This is a genomic window from Mesorhizobium sp. ISC11, from assembly GCF_037162595.1.
Taxonomy (GTDB): domain Bacteria; phylum Pseudomonadota; class Alphaproteobacteria; order Rhizobiales; family Rhizobiaceae; genus Mesorhizobium; species Mesorhizobium ciceri.
Window position 1 is genome coordinate 286,753 of record NZ_JAVSPW010000001.1, and the last position, 14,189, is coordinate 300,941.

The 14,189-nt window shown below is 63.4% G+C and carries 11 protein-coding genes; 7 read left to right on the forward strand and 4 right to left on the reverse strand.

What is annotated here, in order from left to right; translation table 11 throughout:
• Window positions 1–206 precede the first annotated feature (206 nt).
• From hisD to RPF88_RS01490, 7 genes are all read left to right on the forward strand, one after another.
• Window positions 207–1,529 (forward strand): histidinol dehydrogenase, encoded by a 1,323-nt coding sequence (gene hisD, locus RPF88_RS01460; protein ID WP_024503949.1) that lies wholly within the window; start codon window positions 207–209, stop codon window positions 1,527–1,529.
• Between the two features lie 15 nt (window positions 1,530–1,544).
• Window positions 1,545–2,570 carry a zinc-dependent alcohol dehydrogenase gene (locus RPF88_RS01465; RefSeq protein ID WP_337121573.1) on the forward strand — a complete coding sequence of 342 codons (1,026 nt, stop codon included), beginning with the start codon at window positions 1,545–1,547 and terminating at the stop codon, window positions 2,568–2,570.
• 32 nt (window positions 2,571–2,602) lie between these two features.
• Window positions 2,603–3,334: a histidine utilization repressor gene (hutC, locus tag RPF88_RS01470; protein WP_027160906.1), complete on the forward strand. Its 732-nt coding sequence runs from the start codon at window positions 2,603–2,605 to the stop codon at window positions 3,332–3,334.
• A 29-nt stretch (window positions 3,335–3,363) separates the two neighbouring features.
• Entirely contained in the window at window positions 3,364–4,662 is a 1,299-nt protein-coding gene (locus tag RPF88_RS01475; protein ID WP_337123838.1) for a hypothetical protein, read from the forward strand.
• A 200-nt stretch (window positions 4,663–4,862) separates the two neighbouring features.
• Entirely contained in the window at window positions 4,863–5,870 is a 1,008-nt protein-coding gene (locus RPF88_RS01480; protein WP_337123839.1) for an ABC transporter substrate-binding protein, read from the forward strand.
• A 28-nt stretch (window positions 5,871–5,898) separates the two neighbouring features.
• Window positions 5,899–6,747: an ABC transporter permease gene (locus tag RPF88_RS01485; protein ID WP_013530487.1), complete on the forward strand. Its 849-nt coding sequence runs from the start codon at window positions 5,899–5,901 to the stop codon at window positions 6,745–6,747.
• 10 nt (window positions 6,748–6,757) lie between these two features.
• Entirely contained in the window at window positions 6,758–7,537 is a 780-nt protein-coding gene (locus tag RPF88_RS01490) for an ABC transporter ATP-binding protein (RefSeq protein WP_013530488.1), read from the forward strand.
• A gap of 26 nt (window positions 7,538–7,563) precedes the next feature.
• On the opposite strand, the gene RPF88_RS01495 is transcribed toward RPF88_RS01490, so the two are convergent.
• The 4 genes from RPF88_RS01495 to RPF88_RS01510 all read right to left on the reverse strand — a co-directional run bounded on the left by RPF88_RS01495 (window position 7,564) and on the right by RPF88_RS01510 (window position 14,023).
• Window positions 7,564–9,456, reverse strand: a complete 1,893-nt coding sequence (locus RPF88_RS01495) for an ABC transporter ATP-binding protein (protein WP_337121574.1) — start codon at window positions 9,454–9,456, stop codon at window positions 7,564–7,566.
• Window positions 9,456–11,315, reverse strand: a complete 1,860-nt coding sequence (locus RPF88_RS01500; RefSeq protein ID WP_337121575.1) for an ABC transporter ATP-binding protein — start codon at window positions 11,313–11,315, stop codon at window positions 9,456–9,458. The genes RPF88_RS01495 and RPF88_RS01500 overlap by 1 nt, the downstream gene beginning before the upstream one ends.
• A 290-nt stretch (window positions 11,316–11,605) precedes the next feature.
• Complete coding sequence (locus RPF88_RS01505) at window positions 11,606–12,022, reverse strand: hypothetical protein (protein WP_337121576.1); 417 nt, start codon at window positions 12,020–12,022, stop codon at window positions 11,606–11,608.
• A 192-nt stretch (window positions 12,023–12,214) separates the two neighbouring features.
• Window positions 12,215–14,023 (reverse strand): ABC transporter ATP-binding protein, encoded by a 1,809-nt coding sequence (locus RPF88_RS01510; protein WP_337121577.1) that lies wholly within the window; start codon window positions 14,021–14,023, stop codon window positions 12,215–12,217.
• Between the last annotated feature and the right edge of the window lie 166 nt (window positions 14,024–14,189).

The following is a 14,189-nucleotide window of genomic DNA, read 5'->3' on the forward strand; positions in this document are numbered from 1 at the left end:
GAGGCAGGTTTGTCTCGGTAGTTTCGACGGGAAGGATGACGGAAAAATCGCTGGCGACCGTCACATAGACATGTATATACTTTTGCCCGAGTGAAGCCTCTCGACGGCTTTGATCCTTGTCCGGGGTCGACCTGTCGGCCCGCAGCATATGGCCGGCCTGCGCCAGCCGTGATTGCGTTCCAAGAGTTCCAGGAGAACGAGCAGCCATGTCCGACATCAGCTTCCACGATTTGTCATCCATCGATGCCGACCAGCGCGCCAGTCTGCTGAAGCGCGCCGAGGCCGATCTGACGGTCTTCGTCGAGAAGGTCCGGCCGATCATCCAGGCCGTCAAGGACGAAGGCGACGCCGCCTTGATCCGCTTCGCCAGGGAACTCGACAAGGCCAATGTCGCCGAGGGCGAGCTGCAGGTGTCGGAAGCCGAGTTCGACGCGGCGTTCGACAAGGTGGAAAAGGACGTCGTCGAGAGCATCCAGTTCGGCATCGACAACATCAGGCATTTCCATGAGGAGCAGAAGCCGGAAACGATGTGGCTCAAGGAAGTCCGGCCGGGCGCCTATGCCGGCGACCGGTACACGCCGATCGCTTCCGTTGCGCTCTACGTGCCGCGCGGCAAGGGTGCTTTCCCATCGGTGACGATGATGACGTCGGTGCCGGCGGTGATTGCCGGCGTGCCGCAAATCGCCATCGTGACGCCGCCGACATCGGATGGTTCGGTGGATGCGGCAACGTTGGTCGCCGCACGCCTCGCCGGCGTCGGAACCGTCTACAAATGCGGCGGCGCTCAGGCAGTTGCCGCCGTCGCCTACGGCACGGAGACGGTGAAGCCCGCGCTCAAGATCGTCGGCCCCGGCAGCCCCTGGGTGGTGGCGGCCAAGAGCGTGCTGTCGTCGGTCATCAACACAGGCCTTCCGGCCGGGCCGTCCGAAGCGATCATCTTTGCCGATGACAGCGTCGACGGCGGGCTTGCCGCGCTCGACCTGTTGATCGAAGCCGAGCACGGGCCGGATTCCTCGGCCTATCTGGTGACGCACAGCCGCAAGGTCGCCGAAGCCGCATTGGCTGCAATCCCGGAGCACTGGTCGCGGATGACCGAGCAGCGTGTCGAGTTTTCACGCGCGGTGCTGACCGGCAAGCGCGGTGGCATCGTGCTGACCGCGTCGCTGGAAGACAGCTACCGCTTCATCAACGACTATGCGCCCGAACATCTCGAGATCCTGTCGAAGGAGCCGTTCGCGCATCTCGGGCGCATCACGGAGGCGGCTGAAATCCTGATGGGGCCGCACACGCCGGTGACGCTGGCCAATTTCGTGCTTGGACCCAATGCGGTGCTGCCGACCAGCCGTTGGGCGCGGACCTACGGGCCGCTTTCGGTGACGGATTTCGTCAAGCGCTCGTCGGTCGGCTATGTCACCTCGGTGGCCTATCCGGAACTCGCTCTGCACGCCCGCAGGCTCGCCCGCTACGAGGGCTTCAGCTCGCATGAGAACGCGGTCTCGGAGATCCGCGACCGCTATCTTGCCGGCTAAGCGGAACCGATCGCGATGAAGGCGGCACGACTTTACGGGCCCGGCGATCTGCGCGTCGAAGACATCGCGACGCCGGGCGCGCCGGATGCAGGCTGGGTGAAGCTCAGGGTCGATGCCGCCGGCATCTGCGGTTCGGACCTGCATAATTTCCGCACGGGACAGTGGATAAGCCGGTCGCCTTCGACGGCCGGCCATGAACTCACCGGCACGGTGACCGCCATCGGCGCGGGCGTCGACGCCTTCGCTATCGGTGACAGGGTTGTCGCCGATTCCCGCTTCTGGTGCGGAGACTGCGCGCAATGCCAAGCCGGCAGGCGTCATCTCTGCGCGTCACTGGGCTTCGTCGGAGAGGTCTGCGACGGCGGTTTTGCCGAACAGGCGGTGCTGCCTGCACGGCTTTTGCATATCATCGGTGCCGGGCTCGACGAGCGGGTCGCGGCAATGGCCGAGCCGCTGGCGGTGGCGCTGCACGCGGTGCGGCGCCTGCCGAAAACGACAGGCTCCGTGCTGGTCGTCGGTTGCGGGCCGATCGGCGGTCTTGCCGCCCTGCTGTTGTCGCGGACCTTCGCCGGCACCGTGCTGATCGCCGACCGCAACCAGAGCCGCTGTGCCCGGGTGGCGCGGGTGACGGGTGCCCGGATCGTCGATCTGAGCCGGGACGCCGTTGCCGCCGCAAATGCCAATGCCCCGCTGCTCGCGGCCATCGAGGCGACCGGCAGCGTCGCGGCGCTCAATCAGCTGCTCGGCGTTCTCGATCCCGGCGGTACGATCGCCATGGTCGGCATCTTCCATGGCCGCCTCGACATTGATCCCAATACGCTGGTCGAACGCGAAATCGGGTTGCTGGGATGCCATGCCTTTGCCGACGAACTGCCCGAGGCGGTGCGGATGCTGGGTGAATTGAGCGAACCGCTGCTGGCGCTGATCGACCAGGAGATCGGCCTGGATGACATTCCGGCTGCCTATGAGCGGCTGTTGGCGGGGCGCAGCGACGGCTTGAAAACAATCATCCGCATGCGGCAACCTGTCGAGCAGTCGTGATTTCCGATGAATCGCCGGAAAGGACTTTTGAAATGATCACTTTGCCCGACACCGCCAGCCCTCTTTACGAGAAGGTGAAGGACTACATCCTGGCAAACATCGGAACGGGCCGGTGGGGCAAAGATCGCAAGCTGCCGTCCGAGAATGAGTTGGTCGCTTCACTCGGCGTCTCGCGGATGACGGTTCACCGGGCACTCAGAGAATTGACCTCGGCCGGGTTTCTGATCCGCCTGCAAGGTGTGGGGACCTTCATCGCGCCGCCTAGGCCACAGTCGACGCTGATCGAGATCAACAACATCGCAGCCGAGATCGTCGAGCGCGGCAACAGACATCGTTCCGAAGTCCTCGTCCTCGAAACCATCATGCCGACAAAAGAGCTGGCGCTGTCGTTCGAATTTCCAAAGCGCGTCTCGATCTATCATTCCGTCGTCGTCAATTTCGAGAACGATCTGCCGGTGCAACTCGAAGAGCGCTTCGTCAATCCGAGCCTTATCCCCGACTATGACAAGCAGGATTTTTCGAAGACGGCGACCTATGACTACCTCATGCAGAAAACCCCGGTGACCGAGGTCGAGCATATCATTTCCGCCGTCCCGGCGGATGCCGAGACGGCGCGGCATCTGGGCATCGATGTCGGCGCCTGCTGCCTTTTCCTGCACCGCCGGACATGGACGGGCGCGGTGGTGGCGACGATCAGCAAGCTGACTTATGCCGGCAGCCGCTACTCGCTCGGCAGCCGCTATTCCCCTTCAAAAAGCAGCTGACGGAAGCAGGTCGAATGCAAGAGCGACAGATGACGCCGGCGCCGAGCCGCACGGCGCGGATCCGGGCACTCGCGCAGCATGATGTTGCCGAAGCACAAAGCGCGCTGGCGGCATTGCTGGGCGACCTGTTCGCGATGCGCCCCCGCAATGTCCGCATCAACTTCGATAAATACAGCCTCAATTCGTTGAACGGCTTCTTCGAGGACGACGGCAAGGCCTACTTCTTCAAGTTCCATCAGGAGGAGCGGGAAGAGGCGATGACGGGCGAGTATTACCGCGCCGAGATTCTGTCGCGCGCCGGCCTGCCGGTTGATCAACCCGTGCATATGTCGGCCCAACCGGGCGAGCAGATCCTTGTCTATCGGCGGCGCACGGATCCGAGGTTTTCGGATGTGCTGTTCGCGCTGGATGCGCAGGACGATGCCGGCAAACGGAGAGAAGCCGTTCTTGCCGAGCGCGACCTGTCGGTCAGGCTGCTCAAGGTCTATCTCGAAACGCTGCATCCGGTAACCGTCGAGGACGTGGCGGCGGAACCGATCCACAGGCTGTTTCATGAGCGGCTGATCGATGCCGAGACGCGCTTGCCGCCAGGCGGTCGGCTGGCCGATTTCTATGTCGGCAAGCCGTTCGTCTTTCCCGGTGCCGAGCTGGATTGGGATAAGTTTTCCCGGCTGAAATTCGTCATCAATGGCGAGCAGTACACCGACAGCGTCGGTGAGCTTTTCGATGCCGCCGCAGTGCGCTTGCGGCCGGACCGGCTTGCCGATGCAGGCGGCGTGGTCGCGCATGGTGACGCCCACAACGCCAATGTCTGGTACACGGCGAAGGCGGGGAGGGCGGAGCTGTCCTTCTTCGATCCCGCCTTTGCCGGCTCGCATATCCCCACGCTGCTGGCGGAGATGAAGGCGACGTTCCACAACATCTTCGCCCACCCGTTCTGGCTCTATGATCCGGCGACCGCGACAGAGGCTTTTCGCGCCCATGCGCGGCTGGACGGAAACCTGCTCCATGTCGACACGGACTGGGACCTGAGCCCGGTCCGCCGCGACCTGCTGGAGGTCAAGGCCACAGCGCTGTGGCGGCCATTGCTGCTTGAGCTCAAACGGCGCGGCATGCTGCCGGCCGATTGGCGCGCGGTGCTCCGGGCCGGTCTCTTCCTGTCGCCGACGCTGGTCATGAACCTGCGCGCCGGCGCACGCAGCCACACGCCGGTTTCTTCCCTTATTGCCTTTTCGGTGGCGGTCATGGTCGGCAGCGAACCTGTTGCCGGAACCGATCGGGTGACCGATTTTCTAGACCGGATCGATCCCGGAGAGCGTAAAAATTGAGTCTTTCCAACTTGTATATGCATGTATGTATTTTAGCCTTGACATCCGCTCCCGCTGACGCTGAAATATCCGCGCACTTCACCATGAAGTGGCAGGTAAGACGCCGAGGCACAGTGCCGCAAGAGCAGAAACCCGCAGTCTCACCGGACCGGCTACCTCAGTCAGAAAAAGCGGTCCGATCATCAAGGGGAACAAGGATGATGCGTAACCCAACAGGACAATTTCGCGCGCTCGTGATGGCCGCCGCCATCGGGCTCGCCGCCGCCCCGGCGGCCTACGCGGCCGATGCGGCCATTCCCACCACGCCCGAGGCAGGAGCGTTCAAGATCGGCATCGAGCCCTGGCTCGGCTATGGCCAGTGGCATGTCGCCGAGGCCAAGGGCCTGTTCAAGACGAACGGGCTGAGGGACGTCCAGATCGTCAACTTCGCCGAGGACAAGGACATCAATGCAGCACTTGCAAGCGGCCAGCTCGACGCCGCCAACATCGCCACCCACACGGCGATGGGCATGGTTGCGGCCGGCCTGCCGGTGAAGATCGTGCTGCTGCTCGACGTCTCCATGACCGCCGACGCGATCATCGCCGGCAAGGACGTCACCTCCATCGCGGACCTCAAGGGCAAGCAGGTGGCCTTCGAGGAAGGCACGACGAGCGACATCCTGCTCAAATACGCGCTCACCAGGAACGGCATGTCGATCGACGATGTGAAGCCGGTTCCGATGCCTGCGTCCGACGCCGGCAGCGCCTTGATCGCCGGCCAGGTGCCGGTCGCGGTGACCTATGAACCGTACCTCACCGTCGCCATGGCGCAGAACAAGGACCTCAAGCTGCTGTTCACCGCCGGCGAGGATCCCGGCCTGATCAGCGACGTGCTGGTGGTGCGTGACGAGGTGATCAAATCGCGGCCCGGCCAAGTGCTGGCCATGATCAAGAGCTGGGACGCAGCGCTCAAGGACTACAATGCCGATACGCCCGGTGGGCGCGCCATCATCGCCAAGGCTGTCGGTTCGGACGTCAAGGACCTCAACACCGCCTTTGACGGCGTGCGTTACTACTCACTCGCCGAAAACAAGGCGGCGCTGACCGGTGATTTCACCACCAAGACCTTCGCCGATGTCGAAGCCGCCGCCAAGAACGCCAAGCTGCTGCAGGCCGATGTGACGCCGGAGCAGATGATCGACCCGTCATTCGTCAAGGCGGCGGAATGACCAAGGCCGGATCGCGGTGGTGACGCAGATGCCCGGGGAGCGTCCCGCTCAAACGGATCCGGCTCGTCCCACGAAACAGGCGAGGCGTCGCCGATCCTCCGGCATCGGCGTGCCCATCGCCAGGTCGCGCTTCCTGGTGATCGCGGTGGCCGTGTTCGTCGGGCTCGGCCTTGCCTGGTGGGCGGCGACCGGACTGGGGTTGGTAAAGCCGATCTTCCTGCCATCGCCGGGCAGCGTCGCTATGCAGATCGCCAAGCTCGCGGCCGACGGCACGTTGTGGCTGGACCTCAAAGCCTCGATGTACCGTATCTCCATCGGCTTCCTCATCGCCTCGGCCCTGTCGATACCGATCGGCGTGCTGATCGGCAGTTTCCGTTCCTGGGAAGCGGCCATCGAGCCGCTGGTGGATTTCATCCGCTACATGCCGGTCGTCGCTTTCGTGCCGCTCTCCATCCTGTGGGCCGGCACCGGCGATTCGCAGAAATTCCTGATCATCTTTATCGGCACGTTCTTCCAGCAGGTGCTGATGATCATGGACAATGTAAAACGGGTTCCAGCCGATTTCATCGGCCTTGGGCGCACGCTAGGCCTGCCGGATCGCAAGATCCTGACGCGCATCGTCGTGCCCAGCGCCTTGCCGGGCATCTGGGATACGCTGCGCATCAGCCTGGGCTGGGCATGGACCTGGCTGGTGCTGGCCGAACTCGTCGCCGCCACTTCGGGGCTCGGTTATCGCATCACCGTGTCCCAGCGCTATTTCCAGACCAACACCATCATCGGCTACATCCTGCTGCTCGGCCTGCTCGGCCTCATCACCGACCAGGTGATGAAGGCGCTGGAAAAGGTGCTGTTCAAGCAAGAGGGCCGCTCGCAATGAGGTCCAGCCGATGAGCCCCAAATTGCGGATCGCCGGTCTCCACAAGAGCTTCGGCACGGGCGAGCGGCGCACGGAAGTACTGCGCGATATCAACCTCGATCTTGCCGACAACGAGTTCGTCTCCCTGGTCGGCACGTCGGGCTGCGGCAAGAGCACGCTGCTGTCGATCGTGGCCGGACTGCAGGACTTCGACGCGGGCGATCTCAGCATCGATGGCGCGCCGATCCTGCAGCCTGGTCTCGACCGTGGCGTCGTCTTTCAGTCCTACACGCTGCTTCCCTGGCTGACGGCGCGGCAGAACATCGAGTTTGCCCTCAAGGCCGCTGGTTACGATCGCCCTACCTGCCGCAGGATCGCGCTGGAGCATCTCGAACTCGTCAAGCTGTCTGGTAGTGCGGACCGCTATCCGGCCGAACTCTCGGGCGGCATGAAACAACGCGTCGCCATTGCGCGCGCGCTTTCCTACCGGCCCAAGATGCTGTTGATGGACGAGCCCTTCGGCGCGCTCGATGCCTTGACCCGGCATCAGATGCAGGAACTGCTGACCCAGATCTGGGAGGAACACAGGTTGACCGTCCTGTTTGTCACCCATGATGTGGAGGAGGCCGTCTATCTGTCGGACCGCATCGTCGTCATGGGCATCGGCCCGGGACGTATCACGCAGACATTCAACGTGGATATCGAGCGCCCGCGCCGCGAAGAGGTGATGGAAAGCCCTGCATTCATGGATCTGCAACGCGGCGTGCACAAGGCCATCCGCGAGGGGTCAAGACGCCCGGAAATGGCCTAGGCGCCTGCGGTCGTTTGCAGGCCCAATCACGTCGCCTTGCCGACTGCCGCGTCCAGTTCCAGCTCGCCTTCGGAAATGTCGTCGAACGAGGCGTAGTTCATGTTGTAGAGGCGGGCGTAGAGGCCTTTTCTTGCCATCAGCTGTTCGTGGTTGCCGCTTTCGACGATCTCGCCGTTCTGCAGCACGATGATGCGGTCGGCGCCGCGGATAGTGGCCAGACGGTGGGCGATGACCAGCCCGGTGCGGCCTTCCAGCAGCGTGATCAGCGCCTTCTGGATCAGCATCTCGGTGTAGGAATCGATGCTGGCCGTGGCTTCGTCGAGCACCAGGATCTTTGCATCCGCCACCAGCGCGCGCGCAAAGCTGATCAGCTGGCGCTGGCCCAGCGAGAGATTGCCGCCGCGCTGCTCGAGTTCGGTATCGTAGCCATCTGGCAGGTTCTCGATGAAATCGTGCGCGCCGACGGCTTGTGCGGCGCGGACCACCTCTTCGCGGCTGGCTGATGTCTTGTGGTAGCGGATGTTTTCCAGCACCGAGCCGGAAAACAGGAACGGCTCCTGCAGCACCATCGCGACCTGATCGCCGAGCGAATCCTGGGTGAGGTCACGCACATCATGGCCGCCGACCAGAACCTCACCCGACCAGACATCGTAGAAGCGGTGCACCAGCGCCATCGAGCTCGACTTGCCCGATCCGGTCGGGCCGACCAGGGCCACGGTCTCGCCCGGGTTGACGCGGAAGGAGATGTTCTTCAGCACCGGCTGGTTCGGCCTATAGCCGAAGGTGACGTTCCTGAACTCGACCGAGCCGTCCATGTCGCGCGACAGCGCCACGGCACCGTGCCTGTCTCTGACGTCGACCGGCACGTCGAGCACTTCGGAGATGCGCTGGCCCGAAGCCATGGCTCGCTGCATGACGCTGTATTGCATGGTCAGCGAGCGGATCGGGTCGAAGAAGCGCTGGATGTAGAACAGGAACGCCACCATGACGCCGATGTCGAGGCTGTGCGAGAGCACCATCGACCCGCCGACGACGATGACAGTTGCCATGGCGATGCCGGTCAGCGTGTCGACGATCGGCACCATTACCTGCGCGTATTTCGCCGACCTCAAATGGGCATTGAGGTTGGCCAGCACCTTTTCGTCGTAGAGGTCGAAATTGACGTGCTGGCGCTCGAGGCTCTGCACCGTGCGCACGCCATGGATGCCTTCGGCCAGTGCGCCGTTGGCGATCGAGTTGGTTTCGTGCGCGGCCATGAAGGCGATCTTGGCGCGCGGCAGCCAGAAAAGGCGCACGATGAACAGCACCGGCATGGTCGACAGCGTCAGCAGGCCCAGTCGGAAATCGAGCCACAAAAGCACGCTGACAATGCCGAACAACAGCACGATGTCGCCTACCGACATCACCGATGTTTCGAGGAATTCCTGCATCGAATTGACGTCGCCCTGCAGGCGCGACATCAGCCGCCCGACCTCGGTCTTGTCCATGAAGCTCAGCGAGACCCGTTGCAGATGGCTGAACATGGCGCGGCGCAGGTCCGACAGCACGTTTTCGGCCACCTTGCCGACGACGCTTTCCTGCACATAGCTGGCGGCATAGTTGATCAGGATGATCACGGCGAAAGCGCTGATCGCGGCGATCATTACCGATTGGTCCAGCTTGCCAGCCGTCATGCCGTGGTCGATGGCGTAGCGGATGACCAGCGGGATCGCCAGTTGCGTCAGCGTGAACACCAGCACCGCGGCGAGTGAGATGAAAATCCGGTTCTGATACGGCCTCACGAAGCTCCAGATACGCCGCACGATGCGCGGGTCATAAGCTTTGCCGAAGACCTCTTCGTCGTCGCGGTGCGAGCCCACGACCGCCTTTGTCGGTGGCCCGCTGGTGTCTTCCTTCTCGTCGTCGGCCGGTGTCTGCATCACGCGGCTCCCGCCACGGGCCGCTCATCGTCCGGCCGCAACTGCAGGTCATGGAGCGCGCGGTAGCGTCCACCGAGCGCCAGCAACTCCTCATGCGTGCCGCGCTCGACGATCCGGCCGCCCTCGACGAACAGGATCTGGTCGGCATGCATCAGCGAACTCAGCCGGTGCGAGATGATGAGTGTCACGCGATCCCTGGCGAAGCGTTTCATCGCTGCCCGGATCCGCTGTTCGGTGCCGGCGTCGATGGCCGCGGTGGAATCATCGAAGACCAGCACGGACGGCCGCAGCATCAGGCTGCGGGCGATGGTCAGGCGCTGCCGCTGGCCACCGGAAAGCGACGCGCCGCGCTCGCCGACGACTGTGGTGTAACCGGCTGGGAGGCCCATGATGTAATTGTGCAATTGGGCGTACTCGGCTGCCTGCCCGATGCGGGTCTCGCGCGCCCAGGGATTGCCGTAGGCGATGTTGTTCTCGATCGAGGTGGTGAACAGGAACGCGTCCTGCTGCACGACGCCGACCGCCTTGCGCAACGATTGCAGCGTCGCGTCACGGATGTCCTGGCCATCGATGGTAATCGCACCTGACGTAACGTCGTAGAAGCGCGGGATCAGGTGCGCGATGGTCGACTTGCCGCTACCCGGCGGACCGACGATGCCGATGGTCTCGCCGGACCTCGCCTCGAAGGAGATGCCCGACAGAGTCGGCCGGTCGCCCGCGCCCTCGTAGCGGAAGCCGACATTGTGGAAGCGCAGCACGCCATCGGTGACGACGAGATCCTCGGCGCCGGGCGCGTCCTCGATGTCGAGCTCGGCGTCGAGCAGTTCGAATAGCCGGCTGCCGCAGGTCGAGGCGCGCGCGAAGGAGTTGACCATAAGGCCGAGCTGGCGCACCGGCATCTGCAGGATGGTCATGAAGGTGAGGAACTGGGCCAGCGTGCCGACGCTGATCTGGCCTGCAATCACTTTCTGGCCGCCGAACCAGAGCACCAGCCCCATGGCGACCAGGAAGGAAAAATTCATGGCGCTGGTGTTGGAGACGCGGATGTCGACGCGCCGATTGGCAAGCTCCAGCGCCGACAGCTTGGCGCGGTCGAATTTGTCGAGCTCATGTCGTTGTGCCGCAAAGGCCCGCACGACGCGGATGCCGCCGAGGTTCTCATCCATCACCCGGCTCAGCACAGACAGCCGCTCCTGCAACGTCAGCCAGGTGCTGCGCAGTTTGAGCTGGGTGACCGAGGACCGCCAGGCAACGAACGGCACGAAGCTCAGGCTGAGCAGCCCGAGCATGAGATCGGTGCTGATCAGGAGATAGGCGCCGACGCCGATCAGCACGCCGAGCAGCACCACACGCAAAATGCCGGTGGAGAAGAACATGCGCACGCCGTCGAGATCGAGCAGGCCGAGCGTGATCAAATCGCCGGTGTGGACCCTGTCGTGGTAGGCGAAGCTCAGGCGCTGGATCTTCTCGTAGAAGGCCAGCCGCAGTTCATAGCCGGTGCGATGACCGACGGCCTCGCCATAGTAGTTCTGCGCCATGGTGAAGAGGCCGCGCAGGATCGAGACGACGAGCAGCGTCAGCGCCGTGTTCCACAGCGCCTGTTCCGCCGCAGCGCCGGCACCCGCGGCCATCACACCTTGCGCCTGGTCGATGGCGCGTCCCAGCAGGCGTGGAATGAAAAGCTGCAGCGTCGCGGCAATGAAGGTCGAGACGATGGTGATGGCGACCTGCCAGGGATGGCGCAGTGTCATGCGCACGATGCGAAGCAAGGTGCTGAGGCCCTTGCCCCAGGACGCTTCCGCGACGTGAGCAAACGATTTGCCGCGCTCCGGCGCGCTGCTGGTTGCTTGCGTGTTCAAGGAAAATATCCAAACCAATCCGGACGTTAGCCCGGACTAATAAAGCAGACTCAATGTGAGCGGTTGACTTGGCGCTATGTTACGCGGGTCTGGCTTGGCCCTTCAAGAGCCAATGCCGGCATCGCACTGTGCCTGAAGGAAAGCGAACATGCGGCTGTGACCCGGCTGGCACCAGCGGCGGAATCCTGCCGATCTTGCCGAAGGGCGTTGGCCGGACGAGGCCAGCACCCAGTGTACGCAAGCGCCGGCCGGACGGCATGCGACCTTCCATCCGGCCGGAATCCGGTTTGCTAGGCAGGTATCAGGACGGCGATCCGATGCACGCCGACCTCCTTGCTTGTATTTGTCGCCTCGTCGGTCTTGCCTTTGGCGCAGGTGTACATGTCACCCGTCTTGAGCTTGAATTCCTTGTCGGCCTTCTTGATCGTGAACGCACCTGAAGCAATGGTGCAGACCATATCGTTGTCCATCACCATCTGAGGCGCGTGTGCGCCGGGCTGAAATACCACGTCGACAATTGCGATGCTCTTGTAGGCGGGAATGTCGGAGTTGCCGGTGCTGACCTCAACCACCCTGACACCGGGCGCAATCTCCTTGCCTTCCTTCGGGCCGTATTTCTTCGCTGATGCCGCCAGGGTGAACAGAGGCATTATCGCGACAGCCATCACACCGAGAGCAATTGCAGACCTGCGATTCATGGTTTTCATTGCATCCTCCCACGTCTTCGTCACGAACGAATGTGCATGACAGTTATATATTAGCACAAATGAATGTACTTGTATGCGAGGAAGCGGCCCAACCACGGCGGCAGGAACTCCGCAGGAGCCGTCGGAGAGGTTCCAGACATCGACGATCTGCTTGCCGCTAAAACCCTGCCACTGCTGCGGACCTTCGGGCGCTCAGACACCCTTGCCGTGCCGCCAGCAGGCGATCAGATGCCCTGCCGCGGTCTCTCGGGCCGGCGGCTCCGTCTTTCGGCAGTCGGACAGGACCAGCGGGCAGCGGTCGGCGAAGGAGCACCCCGTATTCGGGACGCCGGCTGCCTCGATCTCGATTGGAGCGGATAGTCTCGGCGCAGCTTCGTCGGAGGACGCAGCCAAAAGCAGGGCCGTATAGGGGTGGTTGGGGCCGCGAAAAATCTGGTCGGATGTGCCGGTTTCGACCAGGCGTCCGCGATAGAGCACGCCGATCCTGTCGGCCATGTAGCGCACCACCCTGAGGTCGTGGCTGATGAACAGATAGGTCGTGTCCTTGTCGCGCTGCAGGTCGTTGAGCAGGTTGAGAACGGTCGCCTGGACGGAGACGTCGAGCGCGGAGGTCGGTTCATCGAGCACGACGACCTTCGGCACGCCGGCGAAGGCGCGCGCGATTGCCGCCCGCTGCCGCTGGCCACCGGACAGCGAACGCGATTTCTGCTCGGCCGTGGCGCCGGCGAGGCGAACCGATTGCAGCAGGTCGCCGACGCGGGCTCTCACCTCGCTGCGGCGCAGGCCGGCGAGCCTGCGCAGCGGGCGGCCGAGGATCGTGCCGATCCGCTGGCGCGGATTGAGCGTGCGATCCGGCGACTGGAAGACCATCTGCACGTCGCGGCGTTCGGCAAGGTTTCTCTTCTCGACGCGCGGCGCGACCGTCCTGCCGAACAGTTCGACCGATCCGGCGCTTGGCGTCTGCAGACCGGTGACGATCCGTGCCAAGGTCGACTTGCCAGAACCGGACTCGCCGATCAGCCCGAAGGTCTCGCCCTGGCCGATGTCGAGATCGACGTGGTGCAGCACTGGCTGGCTGCCGAAGGCATGACTGATGCCTTTGCAGGCGATCGCGATGCGGCGTTCTTTTGGCAGGCCGGCGTCTTCGCCTTGGACTATTGGGTGCGCTGGCACGCCGTCCGTCTCCGCCAGTCTTCCGTCCCGCTTGGTGTAGTTGAGCGCCGGGATCGAGGCGATGAGCGCCTTGGTGTAGGCGTGAGAGGGGTTGTCGAAGACATCGCTCGCAACGCCGCTTTCGACCACGGTTCCCGCCTGCATCACCGCCACCCGGTCGCAGGAGCGGCGGATCATATTGATGTCGTGGCTGATCAGCAGGATGCTGGTTTTGTGATCCTTGCGTAAGTCGGAGAGGATGGCGATGATCTCGGACTGGACGCTGGCGTCGAGCGCCGTCGTCGGCTCATCCAGCACCAGCAGCGATGGGTCGAGCGCAATGGCAATGGCGATGTTGGCGCGCTGCTGCATGCCGCCGGAGAGTTCGTGCGGATAGAGATCCAGCACCCGCTCCGGATGGCTGACCCGGACGCGGCCGAGCAGTTCGGCGGCGCGCCCGCGCGCCTCTTCGAGGCAAACCGGGCGATGCCGCATGACCGTCTCGGTGATCTGGCGGCCGATCGTCATGCTTGGATTGAGGGCAGCACCGGGATGCTGGTAGACGGCGGCGATATGATTTCCCCTGAGCCGGCGCAGCTGCTCGGCGGAAAGGTCGCGGATTTCGCGGCCCTGGAATTCCAGCGCCGACGCAGCGATGCGGGCGTTTTTCGGCAGATAGCGCAATATGGCGAGCGCCACCGAGCTTTTGCCCGATCCCGACTCGCCAACCAGGCCGAGCGCTTCGCCTTCGCCGATGTGCAGTGACACGCCGCTGACGGCGGGATGCGATCCCTTGCGCCCGTCATAGGCCACGGACAGCTGGTCTACGTTCAGAACCGAGGAGGACATGGGGACTTGAAACCACTTTCTTCCAGCGCCGCCATCGAGGGCAATCGCTTCCGCTTTCGCAATGCATTATCTCTATAAAATTACTCGAATTAAGCCGGAGCGCAATCTACCTTTCTCGCATCAGCAGAGATTGTCGCCGTCTGCCGAGGCAGCGCGACGGTCTCCG

Excerpts from the sequence above, each read along its gene's own strand:
- hisD (WP_024503949.1), top strand. The coding sequence starts at position 207 with ATGTCCGACATCAGCTTCCACGATTTGTCATCCATCGATGCCGACCAG.
- RPF88_RS01485 (WP_013530487.1), top strand. The coding sequence starts at position 5,899 with ATGCCCGGGGAGCGTCCCGCTCAAACGGATCCGGCTCGTCCCACGAAA.
- RPF88_RS01465 (WP_337121573.1), top strand. The coding sequence starts at position 1,545 with ATGAAGGCGGCACGACTTTACGGGCCCGGCGATCTGCGCGTCGAAGAC.
- hutC (WP_027160906.1), top strand. The coding sequence starts at position 2,603 with ATGATCACTTTGCCCGACACCGCCAGCCCTCTTTACGAGAAGGTGAAG.
- RPF88_RS01490 (WP_013530488.1), top strand. The coding sequence starts at position 6,758 with ATGAGCCCCAAATTGCGGATCGCCGGTCTCCACAAGAGCTTCGGCACG.
- RPF88_RS01480 (WP_337123839.1), top strand. The coding sequence starts at position 4,863 with ATGCGTAACCCAACAGGACAATTTCGCGCGCTCGTGATGGCCGCCGCC.
- RPF88_RS01475 (WP_337123838.1), top strand. The coding sequence starts at position 3,364 with ATGACGCCGGCGCCGAGCCGCACGGCGCGGATCCGGGCACTCGCGCAG.
- RPF88_RS01510 (WP_337121577.1), bottom strand. The coding sequence starts at position 14,023 with ATGTCCTCCTCGGTTCTGAACGTAGACCAGCTGTCCGTGGCCTATGAC.
- RPF88_RS01495 (WP_337121574.1), bottom strand. The coding sequence starts at position 9,456 with ATGCAGACACCGGCCGACGACGAGAAGGAAGACACCAGCGGGCCACCG.
- RPF88_RS01505 (WP_337121576.1), bottom strand. The coding sequence starts at position 12,022 with ATGAAAACCATGAATCGCAGGTCTGCAATTGCTCTCGGTGTGATGGCT.